At 69.3% G+C, this 22,511-nt stretch carries 22 protein-coding genes; 12 read left to right on the top strand and 10 right to left on the bottom strand.

What is annotated here, in order from left to right; genetic code table 11:
• Positions 1 to 64: 64 nt before the first annotated feature.
• The 7 genes from ACH492_RS36085 to ACH492_RS36055 form a co-directional block, all read right to left on the bottom strand.
• On the bottom strand, positions 65 to 496 hold the full coding sequence (locus ACH492_RS36085) for a hypothetical protein (protein WP_398993136.1): 432 nt from the start codon (positions 494 to 496) through the stop codon (positions 65 to 67).
• 141 nt (positions 497 to 637) lie between these two features.
• Positions 638 to 2,050 (bottom strand): NAD(P)/FAD-dependent oxidoreductase, encoded by a 1,413-nt coding sequence (locus ACH492_RS36080; RefSeq protein ID WP_398993040.1) that lies wholly within the window; start codon positions 2,048 to 2,050, stop codon positions 638 to 640.
• 20 nt (positions 2,051 to 2,070) lie between these two features.
• Positions 2,071 to 2,868, bottom strand: a complete 798-nt coding sequence (locus ACH492_RS36075) for an ABC transporter permease (protein ID WP_398993039.1) — start codon at positions 2,866 to 2,868, stop codon at positions 2,071 to 2,073.
• Complete coding sequence (locus ACH492_RS36070) at positions 2,868 to 3,803, bottom strand: ABC transporter permease (protein ID WP_398993037.1); 936 nt, start codon at positions 3,801 to 3,803, stop codon at positions 2,868 to 2,870. Before ACH492_RS36070 ends, ACH492_RS36075 begins: the two co-directional genes overlap by 1 nt.
• Positions 3,800 to 4,951, bottom strand: coding sequence for an ABC transporter ATP-binding protein (locus ACH492_RS36065; RefSeq protein ID WP_398993035.1), 1,152 nt, complete (start codon positions 4,949 to 4,951; stop codon positions 3,800 to 3,802). Before ACH492_RS36065 ends, ACH492_RS36070 begins: the two co-directional genes overlap by 4 nt.
• Positions 4,952 to 4,989: 38 nt before the next feature.
• On the bottom strand, positions 4,990 to 6,237 hold the full coding sequence (locus ACH492_RS36060) for a PotD/PotF family extracellular solute-binding protein (protein WP_398993033.1): 1,248 nt from the start codon (positions 6,235 to 6,237) through the stop codon (positions 4,990 to 4,992).
• A gap of 72 nt (positions 6,238 to 6,309) precedes the next feature.
• Positions 6,310 to 7,824: a gamma-aminobutyraldehyde dehydrogenase gene (locus ACH492_RS36055; protein WP_398993031.1), complete on the bottom strand. Its 1,515-nt coding sequence runs from the start codon at positions 7,822 to 7,824 to the stop codon at positions 6,310 to 6,312.
• 175 nt (positions 7,825 to 7,999) lie between these two features.
• Between ACH492_RS36055 and ACH492_RS36050 the strand changes: the two genes are divergently transcribed.
• Complete coding sequence (locus tag ACH492_RS36050) at positions 8,000 to 8,557, top strand: NADAR family protein (RefSeq protein ID WP_398993029.1); 558 nt, start codon at positions 8,000 to 8,002, stop codon at positions 8,555 to 8,557.
• On the opposite strand, the gene ACH492_RS36045 is transcribed toward ACH492_RS36050, so the two are convergent.
• The gene (locus ACH492_RS36045; protein WP_398993027.1) at positions 8,547 to 9,263 is read right to left on the bottom strand and encodes a DUF4190 domain-containing protein; all 717 of its coding nucleotides are present in this window, start codon (positions 9,261 to 9,263) and stop codon (positions 8,547 to 8,549) included. The two genes, ACH492_RS36050 and ACH492_RS36045, sit on opposite strands and share 11 nt — an antisense overlap.
• A gap of 177 nt (positions 9,264 to 9,440) precedes the next feature.
• On the opposite strand from ACH492_RS36045, the gene ACH492_RS36040 reads away from it, so the two are divergent.
• From ACH492_RS36040 to ACH492_RS36030, 3 genes are read left to right on the top strand one after another with little or no spacing between them, the layout of a single operon-like run.
• Entirely contained in the window at positions 9,441 to 10,466 is a 1,026-nt protein-coding gene (locus ACH492_RS36040; protein WP_398993025.1) for an adenosine deaminase, read from the top strand.
• Positions 10,467 to 10,486: 20 nt separating this feature from the next.
• The gene (locus ACH492_RS36035; protein WP_398993023.1) at positions 10,487 to 11,191 is read left to right on the top strand and encodes a glycerophosphodiester phosphodiesterase; all 705 of its coding nucleotides are present in this window, start codon (positions 10,487 to 10,489) and stop codon (positions 11,189 to 11,191) included.
• A gap of 46 nt (positions 11,192 to 11,237) precedes the next feature.
• A complete protein-coding gene (locus tag ACH492_RS36030; RefSeq protein ID WP_398993021.1) occupies positions 11,238 to 12,026 on the top strand; it encodes an SAM-dependent methyltransferase in 789 nt (262 codons plus the stop codon).
• A gap of 90 nt (positions 12,027 to 12,116) precedes the next feature.
• Here the strand turns inward: ACH492_RS36030 and ACH492_RS36025 are convergent, their stop codons facing one another.
• The gene (locus ACH492_RS36025) at positions 12,117 to 13,271 is read right to left on the bottom strand and encodes a PotD/PotF family extracellular solute-binding protein (protein ID WP_398993134.1); all 1,155 of its coding nucleotides are present in this window, start codon (positions 13,269 to 13,271) and stop codon (positions 12,117 to 12,119) included.
• Between the two features lie 162 nt (positions 13,272 to 13,433).
• On the opposite strand from ACH492_RS36025, the gene ACH492_RS36020 reads away from it, so the two are divergent.
• Positions 13,434 to 13,796, top strand: coding sequence for a DUF1304 domain-containing protein (locus ACH492_RS36020; protein WP_307660822.1), 363 nt, complete (start codon positions 13,434 to 13,436; stop codon positions 13,794 to 13,796).
• Entirely contained in the window at positions 13,793 to 14,362 is a 570-nt protein-coding gene (locus ACH492_RS36015) for a TetR/AcrR family transcriptional regulator (protein WP_398993019.1), read from the top strand. Before ACH492_RS36020 ends, ACH492_RS36015 begins: the two co-directional genes overlap by 4 nt.
• A 134-nt stretch (positions 14,363 to 14,496) precedes the next feature.
• Here ACH492_RS36015 and ACH492_RS36010 read toward each other — a convergent pair whose 3' ends face one another.
• The gene (locus ACH492_RS36010) at positions 14,497 to 15,936 is read right to left on the bottom strand and encodes a gamma-aminobutyraldehyde dehydrogenase (protein WP_398993132.1); all 1,440 of its coding nucleotides are present in this window, start codon (positions 15,934 to 15,936) and stop codon (positions 14,497 to 14,499) included.
• A 180-nt stretch (positions 15,937 to 16,116) separates the two neighbouring features.
• Here ACH492_RS36010 and ACH492_RS36005 point away from each other — a divergent pair, with 180 nt between their 5' ends.
• The 6 genes from ACH492_RS36005 to ACH492_RS35980 all read left to right on the top strand — a co-directional run bounded on the left by ACH492_RS36005 (position 16,117) and on the right by ACH492_RS35980 (position 22,243).
• Positions 16,117 to 16,608, top strand: coding sequence for an Lrp/AsnC family transcriptional regulator (locus ACH492_RS36005; protein ID WP_398993017.1), 492 nt, complete (start codon positions 16,117 to 16,119; stop codon positions 16,606 to 16,608).
• The gene (locus ACH492_RS36000) at positions 16,593 to 17,972 is read left to right on the top strand and encodes an aspartate aminotransferase family protein (protein ID WP_398993016.1); all 1,380 of its coding nucleotides are present in this window, start codon (positions 16,593 to 16,595) and stop codon (positions 17,970 to 17,972) included. The genes ACH492_RS36005 and ACH492_RS36000 overlap by 16 nt, the downstream gene beginning before the upstream one ends.
• Before the next feature lie 196 nt (positions 17,973 to 18,168).
• Positions 18,169 to 18,897, top strand: coding sequence for an ABC transporter ATP-binding protein (locus ACH492_RS35995; protein ID WP_398993015.1), 729 nt, complete (start codon positions 18,169 to 18,171; stop codon positions 18,895 to 18,897).
• Positions 18,879 to 20,024: a hypothetical protein gene (locus ACH492_RS35990; RefSeq protein ID WP_398993013.1), complete on the top strand. Its 1,146-nt coding sequence runs from the start codon at positions 18,879 to 18,881 to the stop codon at positions 20,022 to 20,024. Before ACH492_RS35995 ends, ACH492_RS35990 begins: the two co-directional genes overlap by 19 nt.
• Before the next feature lie 87 nt (positions 20,025 to 20,111).
• On the top strand, positions 20,112 to 21,239 hold the full coding sequence (locus ACH492_RS35985; RefSeq protein ID WP_398993012.1) for an LOG family protein: 1,128 nt from the start codon (positions 20,112 to 20,114) through the stop codon (positions 21,237 to 21,239).
• 83 nt (positions 21,240 to 21,322) lie between these two features.
• Entirely contained in the window at positions 21,323 to 22,243 is a 921-nt protein-coding gene (locus ACH492_RS35980; RefSeq protein ID WP_398993010.1) for a hypothetical protein, read from the top strand.
• Positions 22,244 to 22,511 lie beyond the last annotated feature (268 nt).

Raw genomic sequence — 22,511 nt, 5'->3', positions numbered from 1 at the left:
AGCGCGCACAACATGGTCCAGACCAATTGCGGTTGTCAAGACCTCTGGCAGCTCCCGGGCCGCCTCAATATCCGCCGCCGCGCGCAAGGCCCGCTGCCGCCTCGTGCATCGCGAGCTCCAGCAGCAGGGGATCGGTGAGCGTGCCGGAGCCGTCGGGCGCGATCAGCCAGCGCACACCGTCGCCGGCCCGACCCGGATACGGGACGACGATCCAGGTCCCCAGGCCCACGCTGCGTACGCCCTTGCCGACCCAGCACCCGGCTGTGCCCGGCGGGACGAAGAAGCCCATGCGCGCATCGTCGAAGTCGGCGAGGACCGGCCCCGGCCGGTCGACCAGCCGGGTCAGTACATCGAGCGTCGGACAGCCCAGCTCGGTCTTGAGGATCAGTACGTCCCAGCGCCGGCCTGCGGGCAGGAGGGCGACCCCGAGGGGGTTGCGCTCCCATTCCCACCGGCAGGCGTCCGGGTCGTGCGCCACCGATGCCAGCCACTCCATCGCAGTCTTGGCCCCCGAGCCAGTCAAATTGCCCGGCCTCCTTTCCGTGTCCGCAGACGGTGCGTTCACACGGGGAGAGCGGGGTGGGCGCGCGTGATTACGCGGGTTTCGGCTGCCAATCGACGGTGAACCGCGTCACCGCTAGCTGTCGAAGCCGAGGCCGAGCCTGTCCATCGCCCGCAGCCACGCATTGCGGCGGCCGCCGTTGGCGTCCGCCCTGGCCAGCGCCCATTTGGTGAGGCCGATACCGGCCCAGGCGACGGGCTCGGGCGGGAACGGCAGCGGCTTGCTGCGCACCATCTCCAGCTCGGTGCGCTCGGTGCGCTCGCCGGAGAGCAGGTCGAGCATGACGTCCGCGCCGAAGCGGGTGGCACCGACGCCCAGACCCGTATATCCGGCGGCGTAGGCGACCTTGCCGCCGTGTGCGGTGCCGAAGAAGGCGGAGAAGCGCGAGCAGGTGTCGATCGCGCCGCCCCACGCGTGGCTGAAGCGCAGGCCCTCCAACTGCGGGAAGCAGTGGAAGAAGTGGCTTGCGAGCTTCAGATAGGTCTCGGGCCGGTGGTCCAACTCGGCGCTGACCTTGCCGCCGTACGGATAGATCGCGTCGTAGCCGCCCCACAGGATGCGGTGGTCGGCGGTGATCCGGAAGTAGTGGAACTGGTTGGCGCTGTCGCCGAGCCCCTGCCGCCGCTTCCAGCCGATCTCGGCGAGCTGCCGAGCGCTGAGCGGTTCGGTCATCAGGGCGTAGTCGTAGACCGGGACGGTGTACGAGCGCACTCGCTTGACCAGCGACGGGAAGACGTTGGTGCCGAGCGCGACGCGGCGGGCGAGGACCCGGCCGTACGGCGTGCGGACCACCATCCCGGCGCCGGATGAGCCGAGTTCGAGGCCCTGGGTGTTCTCGTAGACGCGTACGCCGAGGTCCGTGCAGGCCTGCTTGAGTCCCCAGGCGAGCCTGGCGGGGTGCAGCATGGCGACCCCGCGCCGGCTCCACAGACCGCCGAGGAAGGTCGGGGAGTTCACCTCGGCGCGTACCGCGTCCTGGTCGAGGAGTTCGAGGCCGTCGCAGCCGAGCCGGGTCGCCTCCTCGTACATCTCATGCAGCTCGTCGACCTGGTAGGGCTCGGTGGCGACGTCGATCTCGCCGGTGCGCTCGAAGTCGCAGTCGATGGAGTACTCCTTGACCGCCGCCTCGATGGCGTCGAGGTTGCGGTCGCCGAGCTCCTCCAGTCTGGCCAGCTCACCGGGCCAGCGGGCGAGTCCGTTGCCGAAGCCGTGGGTGAGGGAGGCGGCGCAGAAGCCGCCGTTGCGGCCCGAGGCGGCCCAGCCCACCTCGCGCCCTTCGATCAGTACGACGTCCCGGCCGGGGTCGCGCTCCTTGGCCAGCAGCGCGGTCCACAGTCCGCTGTAACCTCCGCCGACGACGAGGAGGTCGCAGTGTTCGTCACCGGTGAGCGCGGGGAGCGCGCCGGGCTTCGCGGGGTCGTCCAGCCAATAGGAGACGGGCTGGGCGTCGGAGAGTGATGAGGCAAAGGTCATGGCAGCTGGGGCCATGGTTTCCACTCCTTCGGGGCCTACTTGGGTAGTGCGGTCTTCTTCCGCCGGCTGCTGATCAACTGGGCGGAGACCACGATCAGTACGGCGATGACGAACATGGCCGTGCCGATGACGTTGATCTGGACGGGCGTACCGCGCTGGGCCGAGCCCCACACGAACATGGGGAAGGTGACGGTGTTGCCCGAGTTGAAGTTGGTGATGATGAAGTCGTCGAACGAGAGCGCGAACGCGAGCATCGCGCCGGCGGCGATGCCGGGAGCGGCGATCGGCAGCGTGACCCGTAGGAACGTCTGCACAGGACCGGCGTAGAGGTCACGCGCGGCCTCTTCCAGGCGGGGGTCCATCGACAGCACACGTGCCTTGACCGCCACGACCACGAAGCTCAGGCAGAACATTGTGTGCGCGATGAGGATGGTCCAGAAGCCCAGCTCCGCACCCAGGTTGAGGAAGAGGGTCAACAGCGAGGCGGCCATGACCACCTCGGGCATCGCCATCGGCAGGAAGATCAGCGAGTTGATCGCGCCACGCGCCCGGAAGCGGTAGCGGACCAGCGCGAAGGCGATCATCGAGCCGAGGACTGTGGCGCCGATCGTCGCCCACAGGGCGATCTGGAGGGACAGCACGAGCGAGCCGCACAAGTCGGCGACGCCGCACGGGTCCTTCCACGCGTCGGTGGAGAACTCCTGCCAGGAGTAGTTGAACCGGCCGGCCGGCTTGTTGAACGAGAACACCATCACGACGATGTTCGGAAGGATCAGGTACGCGAGCGTGATCAGGCCCGCGATGACCACCAGGTGGTGCCGTATCCAACGCATCAGACGAGATCCTCCGTCCCGGCCCGGCGGATGTAGACAGTGACCATGATCAGCACGACCGCCATGAGAATGAAGGACAGCGCGGCCGCGGTCGGGTAGTCGAGAACGCGCAGGAACTGCGACTGGATGACGTTGCCGACCATCTTGGTGTCCGTGGAGCCGAGCAGCTCGGCGTTGACGTAGTCGCCGCTGGCCGGAATGAAGGTCAGCAGCGTGCCGGAGACGACGCCCGGCATGGACAGCGGGAAGGTCACCTTGCGGAAGATGGTGGACGGCTTCGCGTACAGGTCGCCGGCCGCCTCGTGGAGCCGCGGGTCGATCCGCTCCAGCGAGGTGTACAGCGGCAGGACCATGAACGGCAGGAAGTTGTACGTGAGACCGCAGACCACCGCGAGCGGGGTGGCGAGCAGCCGGTTCCCGTCGGTCATCCCGAGCCAGCTGGTGACGTCCAGGAAGCCGACGCTGCCCAGTACATCCACCACCGGTCCGCCGTCCGCGAGGATCGTCTTCCAGGCGAGCGTGCGGATCAGAAAGCTGGTGAAGAACGGCGCGATGACCAGGACCAGCAGCAGATTGCGCCAGCGGCCCGCCTTGAACGCGATCAGGTACGCGAGCGGGTAGCCCAGCAGCAGACACAGAATCGTGGCCGTGCCGGCGTACAGCACCGAGCGCAGGTACTGCGGGTAGTACTCGGTCAGCGCGTCCCAGTACGTCTGGAAGTGCCAGGTGACCTTGAAGCCCTCTTCCAGGGAGCCCGTCTGCACGGAGGTCGACGCCTGGTAGACCATCGGCAGCGCGAAGAAGACGAACAGCCACAGGATGCCGGGCAGCAGCAGCCAGTACGGGACGAGCTTGCGCCGGACGGACTGCCTGCGGACGACCGGCTCGACCGGCTGGGGAGCGGGCGAGGCGGGCGGTGCCTCGGTGACGGTCATGGCGTCACCTCCACCGTCTCCACACCGGCGTCGATGTCCTGAGCCGCGTCGAGCCCGAAGGTGTGCTCCGGGTTCCAGTGCAGGACGACCTCGGCCCCGGGGACGAGCCGCGAGTCACGCTCGATGTTCTGTACGTACACCTCCAGCTCCGGACAGACCGGGCTGTCGATGACGTACTGCGTGGACACGCCGATGAAGCTGGAGTCCGCGATCTTGCCGGTGAACCGGTTGCGTCCCTCGGCGATCGTGCCCGCGTCGTCCGCGTGCGCCAGCGAGATCTTCTCCGGACGCACGCCGACCAGCAGCTTTCCGCCAGTGCGCGGCTGGGTGGCACAGCGCTCGGCGGGCAGCCGCAGCTTGGCGTCGGCAGCCGTGACGACGACCTCGCCGCCGCTGTTCTCGGCGACCTCGGCCTCGATGAGGTTGGAGGTGCCCAGGAAGTTGGCGACGAAGGTGGTCTGCGGGTTCTCGTAGAGCTCGGCGGGCGCGCCCAGCTGCTCGACGCGTCCTGCGTTCATCACCGCGACGGTGTCGGCCATCGTCATGGCCTCTTCCTGGTCGTGGGTGACATGGACGAAGGTGATGCCGACCTCGGTCTGGATGCGCTTGAGCTCCAGCTGCATCTGGCGGCGCAGCTTGAGGTCGAGCGCGCCGAGCGGCTCGTCGAGGAGCAGCACCTGTGGGTGGTTGATGAGCGCGCGGGCGACGGCTACGCGCTGCTGCTGGCCGCCGGAGAGCTGGTGCGGCTTGCGCTTGGCGAAGTCGCCCAGCTCCACGAGGTCGAGCATGTCGCCGACCTGTTTCTTCACCGACGTGATGCCGCGCCTGCGCAGCCCGAACGCAACGTTCTCGTAGATGTCGAGGTGCGGGAAGAGCGCATAGCTCTGGAAGACCGTGTTGACGGGGCGTTTGTGCGGCGGCAGGCCGGTGACGTCCTTGTCGCCGAGGAACACGGTTCCGGCGGTCGGGTCCTCAAGTCCGGCGATCATCCGCAGGGTGGTGGTCTTCCCGCAGCCGGAGGCGCCGAGCAGGGCGAAGAAGGAGCCCTGCGGGACGGTCAGGTCCAGCGGGTGGACGGCCGTGAAGGAGCCGTAGGTCTTGCTGATCCCGGAGAGACGGACGTCGCCGCCTTGTGTCTTTTCAGTCATGGGTCGCAGTCCCGGTGTGTCGAAGGGAGCAGGGAAGGTCAGGCGCCGATCAGCTTGGCGAACTTCTCTTCATACGCCGTCTCTTCCTTGGAGGAGAGCGAGCGGAAGGAGTGGGACTTGGCCGCCATGGCCTCGTCCGGGATGATCAGCGGGTTCTTGGCCAGCTCCGGGTCGATCTTCGCGAGCTCCGGGCCGACTCCGGCGACCGGGGTCACGTAGTTGATGTACGCGGCGAGCTGGGCTGCGACGGGCAGCTCGTAGTAGTAGTCGATCAGCCGGGTGGCGTTCTTCTGGTGCCGGGCATGCGCCGGGACCAGCAGATTGTCGGTGGCCGTCATGTAGCCGGCGGCCGGGATCGAGAACCTGATGTCCGGGTTGTCGACCTGGAGCTGGATGAGGTCACCGGCCCAGGCGACGCAGGCGGCGATGTCGCCCTTGTCGAGGTCCGAGGTGTAGTCGTTACCGGTGAAGCGGCGGATCTGCTTCTTGTCGACGCCCTTCTGGAGCCGGTTGACAGCGGCGTCGTAGTCGGCGTCGTTGACCTTGGCGGGGTCCTTGCCCATGTCGAGCAGGGTCAGGCCGACCGTGTCCCGCATCTCGGTGAGGAAGCTGACCCGGCCTTTGAGGGTGGGGTCGTCCAGCAGCTGGGTGACGGAGTCGACCTTGCGGCCGCCGGTCGCCTTCACGTTGTAGGCGATGACAGCCGGAATTCCGGTCCAGGGGTAGGAGTAGGCGCGCCCCGGGTCCCAGTCCGGGCTGCGGAACTGGGGCGAGAGGTTGGCGTACGCGTGCGGGAGGAGCGACGCGTCGAGCTTCTGCACCCAGCCGAGCCTGATCATCCGGGCGGCCAGCCAGTCGGTCACATTGATCAGGTCGCGGCCGGTGTCCTGGCCCGCCGCAAGCTGCGGCTGGATCTTCCCGAAGAACTCGACGTTGTCGTTGATGTCCTCGGTGTACTTGACCTTGATCCCGGTGCGCTTGGTGAATTCCACCAGAGTGGGACGGCTCTTCTCGTCCTCGCTGATGTCCATGTACTCGGTCCAGTTGGAGAAGTTGATCTGCTTCTCCTGGTCCGAGTGGTCGTCCGAGGCGGCCGCTCCGGCCTCCCGCTTGGCGGGCGGGATTCCGCAGCCGCTCAATATGCCGGCGCCGCCGACCGCTAGCGCGCCGACGCCCGACGCGCGCAACAATGACCGGCGGGAGAGTGCGCCTCGCCCGTTCGCCAAGCTGCGTCGCACGGCGGCCAGTTGGGCCGCGGAGAGACGGTCGGGCTCGTTGTGCTCCATGCGCTGTGCCCTTTCGGGATGGTGGCCGCTGGTCGGGCGGCCGCGCGGCAGTGGCCGCAAACGGATGCTGAGCTATCGGTCCCCGAAGATCGTGCGGTGCCAGTCCTTCCTGACCACCGCCGTGTTGTCGTACATCACGTGCTTGACCTGCGTGTACTCCTCGAAGGAATACACCGACATGTCCTTTCCGAAGCCGGAGGCCTTGTATCCGCCGTGCGGCATCTCGCTGATGATCGGAATGTGGTCGTTGATCCAGACGCACCCGGCCTTGATCTCCCGGGTGGCACGGTTCGCGCGGAACACGTCGCGGCTCCAGGCGGAGGCGGCGAGGCCGTAGGGGGTGTCGTTGGCGAGCGCGATGCCTTCGTCGTCGGAGTCGAAGGGGAGGACGACGAGGACCGGGCCGAAGATCTCGGACTGGACGATCTCGCTGTCCTGGGCGGCGCCGGCGACGAGGGTGGGGCGGTAGTACGCGCCGCTCGACAGCTCTCCCTGGGGCGCTTCGCCGCCGGTGACGACTGTGGCGTACGCGCGAGCCCGGTCGACGAAGCCCGCGACGCGGTCGCGCTGGAGGTGCGAGACGAGCGGGCCGAGGTCGGTGGCGGGGTCGAGGGGGTCGCCCAGGCGGACGGTGGCCATCAGGTCGGCGACGCCGCTGACGAAGGCGTCGTACAGGGACCGCTGGACATAGGCGCGGGTGGCGGCCGTGCAGTCCTGGCCGGAGTTGATGAGCGAGCCCGCGACCGCGCCGTGGACCGCGGCCTCCAGGTCGGCGTCGTCGAAGACCACGAAGGGGGCCTTGCCGCCCAGTTCGAGGTGGAGGCGCTTGACGGTGGCGGTGGCGATCTCGGCGACGCGCTTGCCGACGGGGGTGGAGCCGGTGAAGGAGGTCATGGCGACGTCCGGGTGTCCGACCAGATGCTCGCCCGCGTCCTTGCCCGCGCCGTTGACGACGTTGATGACGCCGTCGGGGATCCCGGCTTCCTTCGCCGCCTCGGCGAACATCAGCGAGGTGAGCGGGGTGATCTCGGCGGGCTTCAGCACGATGGTGTTGCCCGCGGCGATGGCCGGCAGGACCTTCCAGGCAGCCATCTGGAGCGGGTAGTTCCAAGGTGCGATGGAGCCGACGACGCCGATCGGCTCCCGGCGTACGTACGAGGTGTGGTCGCCGCTGTACTCGCCGGCCGACTGCCCCTGGAGATGGCGGGCCGCGCCGGCGAAGAAGGCGGCGTTGTCGACGGTGCCCGGGACGTCGAACTCGGTGGTGAGCTTGATCGGTTTGCCGCACTGCAGGGACTCGGCGTACGCGAGGTCGGGGGCCTGGTCCGCGAGGACGGACGCGAAGCTGTGCAGGGCGTCGGAGCGCTCGCCCGGGGTGGCGCCCGCCCAGCCGGGGAAGGCCCTGCGGGCGGCGTCGACGGCCGCGTCGACGTCGGCGGCCCCTGCCAGTTCATAGCTGTGGACCGTCTCGCCGGTGGCGGGGTTCACGATGTTCTGTTTGCGTCCTGAGGTGCCGGGCCGCAGCCGCCCGCCGATGAACTGTGCACCGTCCGCATAGCGGTCCTGCACCTGGAAGCGGTTGCCCATGACGCTCTCCGTAGTTCCAGATCGAATTGAGTGCCGATCCTGGCAGAGCACCGGCTCTCCAACAAGTGATTCCGTTGTTGCCTTTTGATTACGCGACGGAATCAGTCGACCATGTGTCGCGTCGGTCCGGCAATACCCGTACGGAGTGTCAGTGGTGGATGCCAGACTCGCGTGCATGGGGATGGAAGAGCTGATCGAGCAGGTCAGCAGCAACAGGCGAATCAAGTATCTGTTTTTTTGGGGGCATGCTGCGCGCCGGGACGGATCTATCGGCGCAAGCTGTCTGAGCCAGTGGTGGCCGTCACCCTTCGTGGTCGACGGCGTTCGGTACGCCACGGCGGAGCACTGGATGATGGCGGGAAAGGCGCGGCTCTTCGGGGACGCGGAGGCCGAGCGGCAGGCGCTCGATGCGGGCAGTCCGGCGGCGGCCAAGCGGGCCGGGCGGCTGGTGCGCGGTTTCGACGACGCGATATGGGAGCGCGAGCGGTCCGCGATTGTGCGCGCGGGCAGTGTGCACAAGTTCGGTCAGAATGCCGAGCTGCGCGATTTTCTGCTGGCCACGGGTGACCGAGTGCTCGTCGAGGCCAGCCCGCTTGACCGAGTGTGGGGCATCGGGCTGGCCGCGGACGACGAGCGGGCGCAGGATCCCGCGCTCTGGCGCGGGATCAATCTGCTGGGGTTCGCGCTGATGGAGGCGCGTGAGGAGCTGCGGGCCGGTCCGGCTAGCGCCTGACGCCGTCGATCACAAGAGAGTTGGAGTAGTCGTCGTAGACGTTGTCCTTGTCCCGCTCCTCGTTGATCGCCCTGTTGATCCCCCAGGCCATCAGACCGACGATGATGAGGCCGATGACGATTCCGACAGAGCCGAGGATGATGCCGGCCAGAGCCATTCCGCTGTTGGTCGCCTCGCCCCGCTGGGCGCGTTTCCTGCCGAGGATGCCGAAGATCAGGGCGAGCACACCCAGGACGATCCCGACGACCCCGTACAGACAGAACAGACAGACGGAGAGGATGCCGAGCACCATCGCGGTGGTGCCCATGCCGTTCGCCGGGGCGGACTGCCAGGCAGTCTGGCCGTAGTTCTGGTAACCCGGGTATCCGGGGTAGCCACCGTAGGGATCACCCACGCCCGGGCCCACGCCGGGGCCGGGCTGCGGGGCGCTCGGGGCGGCGGGGTAGCCGTACGGTCCGGCGGCGGGCTGTGCCGGTCCGCCCGGGGCTATCGGGGGAGGCGGTACGGCGCCCTGGTCGGCAGCGAGCCCGGTGCTGGGCATCGACGTCACCGTCGGCTGGTCGTGCACCGGCGACACCGGCGGCGTCGGGGCGGCGGACTTGTGCAGCGGCACCTTGTTCTGTGCCGCGCTGCTCTCCGGAGGAGCCCAGGGATCGCGGTCGCGGGGCTCGGGCCCGCCCGGCGGCTGGGCCTGGTTGTCAGACATGGTTCTCCCCCATCGTGGTTCGGTCATGCTACGGGCTGCGGCCCGCGCTCGACCGGGCCCCCCTACGATGATCCCTGACCCGAACGGTGATCCCCGACCCGAACAACCGGTCGCACCGCCCTCGCACCCCGCCCTCGCGCACCTTGTTGCTTACGCCACCGCCCACGGAGGACCCCGATGACCGATCTGCACCCCTTCATCGCGGGGCTTCCCAAGGCCGAGCTGCATGTGCACCATGTCGGCTCCGCCTCCCCGCGCATCGTCGCCGAGCTGGCCGCCCGCCACCCCGACTCCAAGGTCCCCACCGACCCCGAGGCGCTCGCCGACTACTTCTCCTTCACCGACTTCGCGCACTTCATCGAGGTCTATCTGTCGGTCGTGGACCTGATCCGCACACCGGAGGACGTACGGCTGCTCACCTTCGAGGTGGCCCGCGACATGGCCCGGCAGAACATCCGCTACGCCGAGCTGACCGTCACACCGTTCAGCTCGACCCGCCGCGGCATCGACGAGAATGCCTTCATGGCGGCGATCGAGGACGCCCGCAAGGCTGCCGAGGGCGAGCTCGGCGTCGTGCTGCGCTGGTGCTTCGACATCCCGGGCGAGGCCGGTCTCGAGGCCGCGGAGGAGACGGCGCGGCTCGCGGTGGACCTGCGCCCCGACGGCCTGGTCTCCTTCGGGCTCGGCGGCCCGGAGATCGGAGTGCCGCGGCCGCAGTTCAAGCCGTACTTCGACCGCGCGATCGCGGCCGGCCTGCACTCCGTGCCGCACGCCGGCGAGACGACAGGGCCGCAGACGATCTGGGACGCGCTGAACGACCTGCGCGCCGAGCGCATCGGCCACGGCACCAGCGCGACACAGGACCCGAAGCTGCTCGCCCACCTCGCGGAGCACCGGATTCCGCTGGAGGTGTGCCCCACCTCGAACCTCGCGACCCGCGCCGTCCGCGACCTGGCCGAGCACCCGGTCAAGGAGATGGTGGACGCCGGAGTGCTGGTGACCATCAACAGCGACGACCCGCCGATGTTCGGCAGCGACCTCAACAACGAGTACGCGGTCGCCGCCAGGCTGCTTCAACTGGACGAGCGCGGACTGGCCGACCTCGCGAAGAACGCCGTGGAGGCGTCCTTCCTCGATCCGGCCGGCAAGGCGCGGATCGTGGCGGAGATCGACGCATACACCGCCGCATGGCCCGCCCGCTGACCGGCCCCGACAATGGGCCCATGCGCACCGTCAGTGTCGTGGGCCATCGTGGCGATCCGTACCGCGTCCGTGAGAACACCCTGCCCTCGCTCCGCTCGGCGATCGAACGGGGCGCGGACGCGGTGGAGATCGATGTACGCCTCACCCGTGACGGCGTGCCCGTGCTGCTGCACGACGACTCGCTGAAACGGCTGTGGGGTCACGACCGGCCGCTCGCGAAGCTCACCCGGGCCGAGGTCGACGAGCTGACCCTGGGCGGAGTGCCCACGCTGCGCGAGGCGCTGCTCGCGGTCGGCGCGCACCGCGTGATGATCGATCTGCCCGGAGCCTCGGAGGAGTCGGTGCGGACGGTGGTCGGCACCGTCCGCGAATCCGGCGCGGGCGAGCGGGTGTACTACTGCGCGGGCCCGGTCACCATGCTCGCGGTGCGGGCCACCGACCCCGCGGCCGAGATCGCGATGACATGGACGACGCTTGCGCCGCCGCGTCCCGCGCTGCTCGACGCGGTGGGGCCGCGCTGGCTCAACTACCGTTTCGGGCTGCTCGGTCAGGAGCTGACGGACCGCATCCACCGGGACGGGCTGCTGGTCTCCGCCTGGACGGTGGACACCCGGCGCATCATGCGCCGGCTGATGAAGTACGGCGTCGACGCGATCACCACCAACCGCGTGGACACGCTGCACTCCACGGTCCGGCCGAACTCCCCTGTCGGCAGGCCGTCTTGATCCGTCCGGCATGATGGCCCTGACGCAGCCGGCCGAGGAGCGACACATGACCGACAGGATCCGCACCGACGTAGCGCACAACGCCAGGGTCTGGAACCACTGGCTGGGCGGCAAGGACAACTATCCGGTCGACCGCGCGGTGGGCGACCACGTCACCGGGCTGTACCCGAGCATCGGCGAAGTGGCGCGCGCGGACCGGGCGTTCCTGGGCCGTGCGGTTGCACACCTCGCGAGTGAGGCGGGGGTACGCCAGTTCCTGGACATCGGCACCGGTCTGCCCACAGTCGAGAACACCCATGAAGTCGCCCAGCGCATCGCGCCCGACGCCCGGATCGTGTACGTCGACAACGACCCGATAGTGCTGGCGCACGCGCGCGCCCTGCTCACCAGCTCTCCCGGAGGCGCGACCGAGTATCTGGACGCGGATGCGCACGACCCGGAGTCGATCGTCAGCTCGGTCGAGGCGACACTGGATCTGAAGCGGCCGGTGGCGGTGATGATGCTCGGCATCCTGAACTTCGTGATGGACACCGACGAGGCGCGGTCGATCGTGCGCAGGCTGATGGAGGCGGTGCCGTCCGGCAGCTATCTCGTACTCACGCATCCGACGCTGGAGCTGGGCGGCGAGGGCAACGCCGAGGCGATGGCGTTCTGGAACGAGAACGCGACACCGCCGATCACCGCGCGCAGCCGCGCGGAGTTCGCCTCGTTCTGCGAGGGCCTCGACCTGCTCGAGCCGGGCATCGTGTCGTGCGCACGCTGGCGGCACGACCCGGCGACCGGCGCCGAGCCGGTACAGGTGGCGCAGTTCGGCGCGGTCGCCCGCAAGCCGTAGCTGCGAGCGGCGGCGTCGCCCTCTGCGGCGTGCAGGGCCCGGGCCGCGAACGGTCCATGTGTGACAGGCAAGTTCATGGTCGCGGGCCTGCTACAGGCCGACGATGGAGTTCCACCGCTTGGCGAACTCCGTGCGCTCCTCGGATGTGATGTCCCTCGCGATCGCGAGGCGCTTGCGCATCTCGTCGTCGGGGAAGATCAGCGGGTCTTCGGCAAGCGCGGCCGTCTCCTCGTCCTTGGACGAGGCCAGGACGTCACGGGCGGCCGGCACCGGGCAGACGTAGTTGACCCAGGCCGCGAGCTCGGCGGCGACCTCCGGCTCGTAGTAGTGGTCCACGAGCGCCTCGGCATTGCGCTTGTGGCGGGCGAGGTTGGGGATCATCAGGCTTTCCGCCCACAGCTCCGCGCCCTCCTGCGGCACGACGAACTCGATGTCCGGGTTGTCGGCCTGGAGCTGGATGACATCGCCGGAGTACGCCTGACAGGCCAGCACGTCGCCGGTGGAGAGGTCCTTGATGTAGTCGTTGCCGGTGAAGCGCCTGATGTGCTTCGCTTTCACCAGCCGCTCCACCTGCTCGCACACGGTGTGGAAGTCGTCGGCGGTCCAGCGGGTGACATCGACGCCGTTGCCCTGCATAAGCAGCGCGAAGGATTCATCGAGGCCGGACAGCAGCGTGACCTTGCCGCGCAGGTCGTCCGCCCACAGGTCATCGGTGTGCTGGATCTCGCGACCGAGCCTCCTGCGGTTGTACGCGATGCCGGTGATCCCGGACTGCCAGGGGACACTGTGGAGCCGCCCGTCGTCGAAGGCGGGTGAACGCAGCTGCGGGTCGAGGTGCCTGGCGACGTTCGGCTGCTTGGCGCGGTCCATCTCCTGCACCCAGCCGAGCCGTACGAAGCGGGCTGCCATCCAGTCGCTGACCACGATCAGATCCCGGCCGGTCTCCTGATGGTTCATCAGCGCGGGGCTGATCTTCCCGAAGAACTCGTCGTTGTCGTTGATCTCCTCGGTGTATCGGACGGAAATCCCGGTGCGTTCGGTGAAGGCGCTGAGAGTGGGGCGCTCGGAGGTGTCCTCGTCGTCTGTGTCGACGTACAGCGGCCAGTTGGCGAAGTCGACGCTGCGGTCGCGCTCGGAGTCGTCGCGCCCTGCGCGCTCTGAGGGCTTCACGTACGCCGCGGGCACCCCGCATCCGGTGAGCGCGGCGCCGGCGGCGAAGCCGAACAGCAGTGACCGCCGTGACATGGGGTTCATCCGGATCGCTGGCACGTTCGAAGGATGGCGGGCGGGAGGTACGCGCAGCAATGGACGCTGCGTCGATCGGTACGTCCTTCGGGCGACCACTCTGTCGATCATGGACATGTGTCTATACTTACTGGACACCTGTCCAAGAAGTTGAGGTCAATGATGAACACAACCGCACATGTCCTGGTCGGCCTCGTGGCCGCGCTCCACGCGTACATCCTGGTTCTGGAGATGTTCCTGTGGCAGCGCAAGCCGGGCCGCGGCCTCTCCGGCTTCGACGCGGAGATGGCTCGCGCGACGGCCCCCCTCGCCGCGAACCAGGGCCTGTACAACGGCTTTCTGGCGGCGGGCCTGGTCTGGGGCCTGATAGCCGCGGACCCGACGGGGTACCGCGTGCAGGTCTTCTTCCTCAGCTGCGTGGTGATCGCGGGCCTGTACGGCGGCTTCACCGCGAACCGGCGCATCCTGGTGGCTCAGGCGCTGCCGGGGGCGCTGGCGCTGGCGGCGGTCCTGGTGGCCGGATGAGCACGAGCCCCACCGGCGACCCCCGCGCGGAGCGCACCCGGGCCAGGCTGCGCGAGGCGCTGCTGGAGGAGTGCGCGGAACACCCGCTGGAAGAGGTGAGCGTCGCGGCCCTGGTGCGCAGGGCGGGCCTGGGCAGGGCCACGTTCTATCTGCACTACCCGGACCTGCGGGCGCTCGCGGTCGACGCCTGCGCGGAGGTGGTACGAGACGCGGTGGAGGCCCTCCACGCCTGGCGCGGCACCCCCGACCCGACCGCTCCCCCGCCCGCCCTGACGGCCTTCTTCACCGGTCTGGCCCCGCATGCCACCCTCTACCGATCCCTGCTGCGCGAGGGTGGCAGCGGCCCGCTGGGCGACCTGCTCCACCGCGAACTGCGCGAACGCAGCCGCAAGGAACGCGAGTTGGCGGGTGCACCGGCCCCGGACCTGATCGCCTCGGCGGTGGCATCGGCGTTCGCGGGTGTCCTGGCGGACTGGCTGCACGGCACGATCGCCGCGACCCCGGAAGACATGGCCTCCCAGGTCTGGCGCCTCCTGGTGACGCTCCACCGCACGCCAACGAGCTGAGCGCGGCGGGGAGTCCGGGCGAAGCCCGGCGCCGCGAGCCCGGCGCCGCGAGGCGCCCAGGCGTCCGGCGGCGCAGCCCGCGGTTTCCGGGAAGGCGCGGGATGGGGGGAAGCCCCCACCCCGCCCCCCGGGAACTACGCGTTCAGCGACGTCATCACGTGCTTGATCCGCGTGTAGTCGTCGAACCCGTACGCCGACAGGTCCTTCCCGTACCCCGACTTCTTGAAGCCGCCGTGCGGCATCTCCGCCACCAGCGGGATGTGGGTGTTGATCCACACACACCCGAAGTCCAGCGCCTTGGACATCCGCATCGCCCGCGCGTGGTCCTTCGTCCACACCGACGACGCCAGCGCGAACTCCACGCCGTTCGCCCACTCAAGCGCCTGCGTCTCGTCCGAGAAGGACTGGACCGTGATGACCGGGCCGAAGACCTCGTTCTGGATGATCTCGTCGTCCTGCTTCAGGCCGGAGACGACCGTCGCCGCGTAGAAGTAGCCCTTCTCGCCGACCCGGTGGCCACCCGCCTCGACCTTCGCGTGCGCCGGCAGCCGGTCGATGAAGCCCGAGACCTGCGCCAGCTGGTTCGCGTTGTTCAGCGGGCCGTACAGCACGTCCTCGTCGTCCGGCATGCCCGTCTTCGTGTCCGCCGCCGCCTTCGCCAGCGCCGAGACGAACTCGTCGTGGATCGACTCGTGCACCAGGACGCGCGTCGCGGCCGTACAGTCCTGGCCCGCGTTGAAGTAGCCCGCCACTGAGATGTCCTCGACGGCCTTGGCGATGTCGGTGTCCTCGAAGACGACGACCGGCGCCTTGCCGCCCAGCTCCAGGTGGACGCGCTTGACGTCCTTGGCCGCGGACTCTGCGACCTGCATGCCCGCCCGTACGGAACCGGTGATGGAGGCCATCGCCGGGGTCGGGTGCTCGACCATCGCGCGGCCGGTCTCCCGGTCACCGCAGATGACGTTGAAGACGCCCTTGGGCACGATCGAGCCGATGATCTCGGCGATCAGGACCGTCGACGCGGGCGTCGTGTCGGACGGCTTGATGACGACGGTGTTGCCCGCCGCCAGCGCCGGCGCGAACTTCCAGACGGCCATCATCATCGGGTAGTTCCACGGCGCGACCTGCGCGCAGACGCCGACCGGCTCACGCCGGACGATGGAGGTGAAACCATCCATGTACTCGCCGGCCGACCGGCCCTCCAGCATCCGCGCCGCGCCCGCGAAGAAGCGGATCTGGTCCACCATCGGCGGGATCTCTTCGGTGCGGGTGAGCTCGAGCGGCTTGCCGGTGTTCTCCGATTCGGCCGCGATCAGGTCCTCGGCCCGCTCCTCGAAGGCGTCCGCGATCTTCAGCAGGGCCTTCTGGCGCTCGGCCGGGGTGGTGTCGCGCCAGCCGGGGAAGGCGGCCGCGGCAGCGTCCATGGCGGCGTCGACGTCGGCCTGCCCGGAGAGCGGCGACGTGGCGTACACGTCACCGGTGGCCGGGTTGACGATCTCGATTGTCCGCCCGTCGGCGGCGTCCCGGAACTCCCCGTTGATGTAGTTGCGCAGACGACGCAGCTCGGTGGTCACTGTTGCCACCCCTCCTGTCAGATGTCCGATGGGTGAGACCTCCACCCTAATCTCCTACGTGACGCTTTCGACAGCCCCAACCCTCCGCAACTTCGGATTCGGTGAAATTGCGGCCTCAGAACAACGAATATCATCGCTCAGGGCTTGCGGGACAGACGAGTCGCAGTGCAGAGTGAGCTCGTGGCCAGTCGTAACGCAGACTCCAGGAACGGCAGCGGATCGTCCCCGACGATCGATGCCGTCTCCCTCGCAATCATCGAACAGCTCCAGGAGGACGGGCGTCGTCCGTACGCCGCCATCGGCAAGGCCGTGGGCCTGTCCGAAGCGGCCGTCCGGCAGCGCGTCCAGAAGTTGCTCGACCAGGGCGTGATGCAGATCGTCGCCGTCACGGACCCACTCACCGTGGGCCTGCGACGCCAGGCGATGGTCGGCATCACGGTCGAGGGCGACGTCGACCCGGTGGCCGATGCGCTCACAGCCATGGCCGAGTGCGAGTACGTGGTGATGACCGCGGGCTCGTTCGACCTCATGGTGGAGATCGTCTGCGAGGACGACGACCACCTGCTCGAAGTGATCAACAAGCGGATACGCGCGCTCCCCGGCGTGCGCACCACCGAGAGCTTCGTCTACCTCAAGCTCAAGAAGCAGACCTATATGTGGGGAACCCGATAGCCGTGAGCAAGGACCTCTCCAAAGCCGCCTACGACCACCTGTGGATGCACTTCACCCGCATGTCGTCGTACGAGAACGCACCCGTCCCCACCATCGTGCGTGGTGAAGGCACCTACATCTTCGACGACAAGGGCAAGCGCTACCTCGACGGCCTCGCCGGCCTCTTCGTGGTCAACGCCGGCCACGGCCGCGTGGAGCTCGCCGAGACCGCGTACAAGCAGGCGCAGGAGCTCGCCTTCTTCCCGGTGTGGTCCTACGCCCACCCGAAGGCCGTCGAGCTCGCCGAGCGGCTGGCGCACCACGCCCCCGGCGACCTCAACAAGGTCTTCTTCACCACCGGCGGCGGCGAGGCTGTCGAGACCGCCTGGAAGCTGGCGAAGCAGTACTTCAAGCTGCAGGGCAAGTACACCAAGTACAAGGTCATCTCGCGTGCGGTCGCCTACCACGGCACCCCGCAGGGCGCCCTGTCCATCACCGGTCTGCCCGCGCTCAAGGCCCCCTTCGAGCCGCTGGTCCCCGGCGCGCACAAGGTGCCGAACACCAACATCTACCGCGCGCCGATCCACGGCGACGACCCGGAGGCCTTCGGCCGCTGGGCCGCCGACCAGATCGAGCAGCAGATCCTCTTCGAGGGCCCCGAGACGGTCGCGGCGGTCTTCCTGGAGCCGGTACAGAACGCCGGTGGCTGCTTCCCGCCGCCGCCCGGGTACTTCCAGCGGGTCCGTGAGATCTGCGACCAGTACGACGTGCTGCTCGTGTCGGACGAGGTCATCTGTGCCTTCGGCCGGCTCGGCACGACGTTCGCCTGCGACAAGTTCGGCTACGTACCGGACATGATCACCTGTGCCAAGGGCATGACCTCGGGCTACTCCCCGATCGGCGCGTGCATCGTCTCAGACCGCCTCGCCGAGCCGTTCTACAAGGGCGACAACACCTTCCTGCACGGCTACACCTTCGGCGGCCACCCGGTCTCCGCCGCGGTGGGCCTGGCCAACCTCGACATCTTCGAGCGCGAGGGCCTCAATCAGCACGTCCTGGACAACGAGGGCAACTTCCTGTCCACGCTGCAGAAGCTGCACGACCTGCCGATCGTCGGCGACGTCCGTGGAAACGGCTTCTTCTACGGCATCGAGCTGGTGAAGGACAAGGTCACCAAGGAATCCTTCACGGACGAGGAGACCGAGCGCGTGCTCTACGGCTTCCTCTCCAAGGCGCTGTTCGAGAACGGTCTGTACTGCCGGGCCGACGACCGCGGTGACCCGGTCGTGCAGCTAGCGCCGCCGCTGATCGCCGACCAGTCGACGTTCGACGAGATCGAGCAGATTCTGCGTACGGTCCTCACGGAGGCCTGGACGAAGCTCTGACCTTTGGTCGCTTACGGCAAACGGCCCGGGGCACCCGGCATCTCATTCGGCCATCCGAGTGGGATGGGGTGCACCCGGGCCGCGTGCTTCCCGATACGCCGGTTCTGAATCCATACCGTGCCGAGTGACCGATCGGCCCTGTCTTCGTTCCCCCGTACGGGGGAGGAGAAATCTGATCAGAACCGAGGTGTACGCCATGGTGGCCCCGCCGGACAACGATGTGCTCTGGGCACGTTCCCTGCACCACTCCCACAGCGGCTCGCCCGCACTCGTCGGCGTTTCGATGGGTGTGCGCGAGGGCGAGATCCTCGCCGTGTACGGCCCGCGCGGCAGCGGAAAGACCACGCTGCTGCGGTGCCTGTCCGGCCAACTCGTCGCCGACAAGGGCGAGGTGTGGTTCAACAGCTCCCCCGTGCACACGCTGACCCCGCTGCTGCGCGAGCGGCTCCGGCGCAACCGGTTCGGCTGGATCGACCCCGAGCCGACGCTGGTCCCCGAGCTGACGGCGTGGGAGAACGCGGCCCTGCCGCTGCTGCTGCGCGGCGCGTCGCACCGCAAGGCGAAGGCCGCGGCGATGGAGTGGCTGGAGCGGCTCGACATCGGCGCGTGCGCCCGGCTGCGGCCGCATGCGCTGCTGCAGGCGCAGCGGCAGCGGGTCGCCACGGCGCGGGCGCTGGTCAGCACGCCGCTGGTGGTGTTCGCCGACGAGCCGACGGCGACGCTGCACCGCGCGGACGGGACGGGGGTGCTGCGTACGTTGATGGCCGCGGCCCGCTCGCACCGGATCACCGTCGTGCTCGCCACGCACGACCCGGAGGTGGCAGCGCGCGCGGACCGCTCGGTCACGCTCGTGGACGGCCGGCGCGTCAATTCGCTCGCGACCGCCGACGCGGAAGGCCGAGCCGAGTGCTCGCTCTCCGTCTAGCCCGCGGTACGCACCCTCTCGTCCTGCTGCGCCGGCTGATGGTGGCGGCGGCGTCGGCGGGTGTGGGCTTCCTGCTGCTGTGCACGCTGACGTACGCGCTGTCCCATCCCACCGACTCGGGCACGTCGGGGCTACGGCTGCTCTGGTGCCTGATCCCGCTCGCGGCGACGGTGCACTTCGCCGTGGCGGTGGCGCGTACGGATCCGAGTACGCGGCCCAGGCCCGGCCTCTCGGCGGTCGGCCTGGGCCCCGCCAGGCTCACCGCGCTGGCCGCTGTCTCCACTGCCGTCTCGGGCACCCTCGGCAGCATGCTCGCGCTGCTCATCTTCCTTCATCTGCGGGGCGATCTGACGGGGCTGCCGTTCGACGGGGCGACGGCCGAGCTGCTGGCCGCGGACCAGCCGCTGCCGCTGGCGGCCGCGCTGACGCTCCTCGCGCTGGTGCCGCTGCTGGCCTCGGTCGCCGCGGCACTGTCCCTGCGCCCGCGCCGGGTGCCCCCGCCACCGGACGCGGCGTCCTCCGCGCCGACCGGGCTGCCGTGGGGCGTCGCGCTGATGGCCATTGGCATGGCCGTCGAGACGTACGCGGGCCGCGGCGGCGCCGGCTCACCGCTCCCCGTCCCGGGCGAGATCGACGGCAACCCGGCCGGCGTCCTCGTCGGCTGGACCCTCACCGCCCTGGGCCTGGCCCTGGCGGGCCCGGGCATCACCCACTTCAGCGGCCGGCTCCTCCAGTCGCTGCGCCCGGGCGCGACCCGTCTGCTGGCGGGCCGCATCCTGATGGAGGAATCCCGCCGCATCGGCCGCCCGCTCGGCGTGGTCTGCGCGGTCGCCTCGGCGGCGATCGAGGCCGCCACGCTGTACGGCGGCACGGCCGAGCAGCCCATCGGCCTCCTGACGGGCCTGGGCACGGCACTGGTGATGACGTGCACGACGGCGACACTGCTGGTCTCGGCCCTGGAGTCAAGGCAGACCCGCGCCACGAACACGGACTCCCTCCGCGGCATGGGCATCCCAGCGACGGTCCTGCGCAACGCAACCGCCCTGCGCGCGGCGGCACTTCTGGCAGTCTTCGCCCCCCTGACGTGGGCGGTGACGGCCCTGGCAGCGGTCCCGTTCTCAAACTGAGCACGCGGTGAGCAACAGCCGCCGTACACCGCCCGCGGGGAAAGACCCGCCCCGCGCCGCCCCACCCGCAGGGCCTATCGTGGCCGCATGGTGCATGGACACGGACCGCAAGCCCACAGCCACGACCGCGAGATAGAGACCCTCGAGGAGTTCGACCACGTCGTCGCCCACGGCTCACTCGTCGGGCACCGCGTCCAGTCCGTCGACCTGACAGACCGCACCTTCGCCCTGCTCTCCGCCGACACCACCGGCGCCGTCTTCCTCGGCTGCCCCATGCAGCCCGACGCCGCCGCCAAGGTCAGGGCCGACGGCGCGCTCGTCTTTCCGCCCGTCCCCGATCTGCCCTTCGACCCGTACCGCGGGCTCCTGTACTCCCCTGACGAGCTCTACGAAGGCCTCGCCGCCGGCGGCTACGAAGCCACCCCCGACGCCCTCGCCTACGACTGGTTCCAGCGGACCAAGGCCGACGGCGACATCTTCGCCTCGATGCTCCGGTCGATCCACGACGACGCGATCTCCGACGCCCTGGACGAACTCCTCCTCGGCGCCCGCGTCGTGGGCGTGATGGGCGGCCACGCGATGGCCCGCGGCACCGACTCGTACGCCGGCGCCGCCCGCCTCGGACAGGCCCTCGCGAGGGCCGGATTCACCGTCGCCACTGGCGGCGGACCCGGTGCGATGGAGGCCGCGAACCTCGGTGCGTACGCCGCCCCGCACCCCGACGAGATGCTCGACGAGGCGCTCGAACTCCTCGCCAAGGCCCCCTCCTTCATCCCCTCGATCTCCGACTGGGCGGGCGCTGCCTTCGAGGTGCGGGACCGCTGGCCCGGCGGCGGTGACTCCGTCGGAATCCCCACCTGGTTCTACGGCCACGAGCCGCCGAACGCCTTCGCGGGCCACATCGGCAAGTACTTCGCCAACGCCACCCGCGAGGACGGCCTCCTCGCCCGCTCCAACGCCGGTGTGATCTTCCTGCCCGGCGCCGCCGGCACAGTCCAGGAGATTTTCGACAGCGCGACCCCGAACTACTACGAGTCCCGCGGCGAGCCGACCCCCATGGTCCTCGTCAACCGCACGCACTGGACGGAGCGGCTCCCCACCTGGCCGCTGCTCCAGTCCCTCGCGGCGGGCCGCTCGATGGAGTCCCGTATCGCGCTCGTCGACTCGGTCGACGAGGCGCCCGACGCGCTGCGCCGCCTCACCGGCCTCAGGTAACGAGCGGCACGAAAGCAGAAGCAACTTCCGGCCCCAAACTCACGTCTGGCAGTTGGACTGACCCCACGTGAACGGAGCCCCTGGTGCTGATCGGCCTACTGACCGCTGTCGCGGCCTCGATCTGTTACGGCACGGGGTCGGTGCTGCAAGCCGTGGGATCCCGCAAGGCCGCCCGCCGCGAGGCGGCCGCGGCGGGCGTCACCCAGCACGGCGGACCGAGCCTGTCCTCCACCGCACAGGCCGCGATGACCTGGGAGTTCATCGTCGGCACGATCCTGGACTTCGTCGGCTTCGGCCTGGGCGCGCTGGCCGCCCGCCTGCTCCCGCTGTTCCTCTCGCAGACCGTGATCAGCGCGAATCTGGTGATCACGGCGGTGCTGAGCGTGAAGCTGCTGGGCATCAAACTGAACCGCGCCGAGTGGGCCTCCATCGCCGTCGTCTGCTCGGCCCTGGTGTTGCTCGCCACTGCCGCGGGCCCGGAGGGCAGCGGCGACACCCCGATCGCGACCCACTGGTGGCTGCTGGCGATCTCGCTGCTGCTGATGGTCGGCGGCACGGTCGTCGTACGCCTCCTCGGCGCACGCGCCGCGATCCTGGCGGGCCTGCTGTCCGGGCTCGGCTTCGGCGCGCTGGGCGTCGGCGTACGCGTCCTGAACGGCATCGACCCCTTCGACCTGGGCGCGCTGCTCTCGGACCCCGCGCTCTACGCGATCCTGGTGGCCGGGATCGGCGGCATGTATCTGCACACAGTCGCCCTGCAGATCGGCTCGGTGAACGGCGCGACCGCGGCGCTGGTCGTGGGCGAGACCGTGCTGCCGGGCATGATCGGAGTGCTGTGGCTGGGCGACTCGTCCCGCCCCGGCTTCGCCTGGATGGCGATTCTCGGCTTCGTACTGGCGGTGGCGGGCGCGGTCGCGGTGGCCTGGTTCGGCGCGCCCGAGGCCCATGGCACGGAGCCGCAGCCGACGGACTCGCACCCCGATGAGCTGGTCTCCGTCCCGTAGGGCGTGTTTTAGAAGTCCCGCCTGCCCCGCGACGCCTGGCACGCACACTCGCGATGTTGTCGGAGTCGCCCAAGTACGTCCAGTACGAGGGCGATCCTCCGCCTTGCGATTGCACGCACCAGACGCCGCAGGGCCCGCCCTGCGGGCGGACGGCGCTACTTCTAAAACACGCCCTAGTCTTCTGAGTCAGGAATTCTGTTGAGATGTGTAGGCTTGCTCTATGGCGGGGATGGGGCGGCCGAAGGCCGAGTTGACGCTGTCGGATGAG

Origin of the sequence: Streptomyces sp. NPDC019443 (genome assembly GCF_044389785.1) — a bacterium.
Classification (GTDB): domain Bacteria; phylum Actinomycetota; class Actinomycetes; order Streptomycetales; family Streptomycetaceae; genus Streptomyces.
Note: the sequence above shows the minus strand (reverse complement) of the source record. Positions and strands in the feature narration are given on the sequence as shown.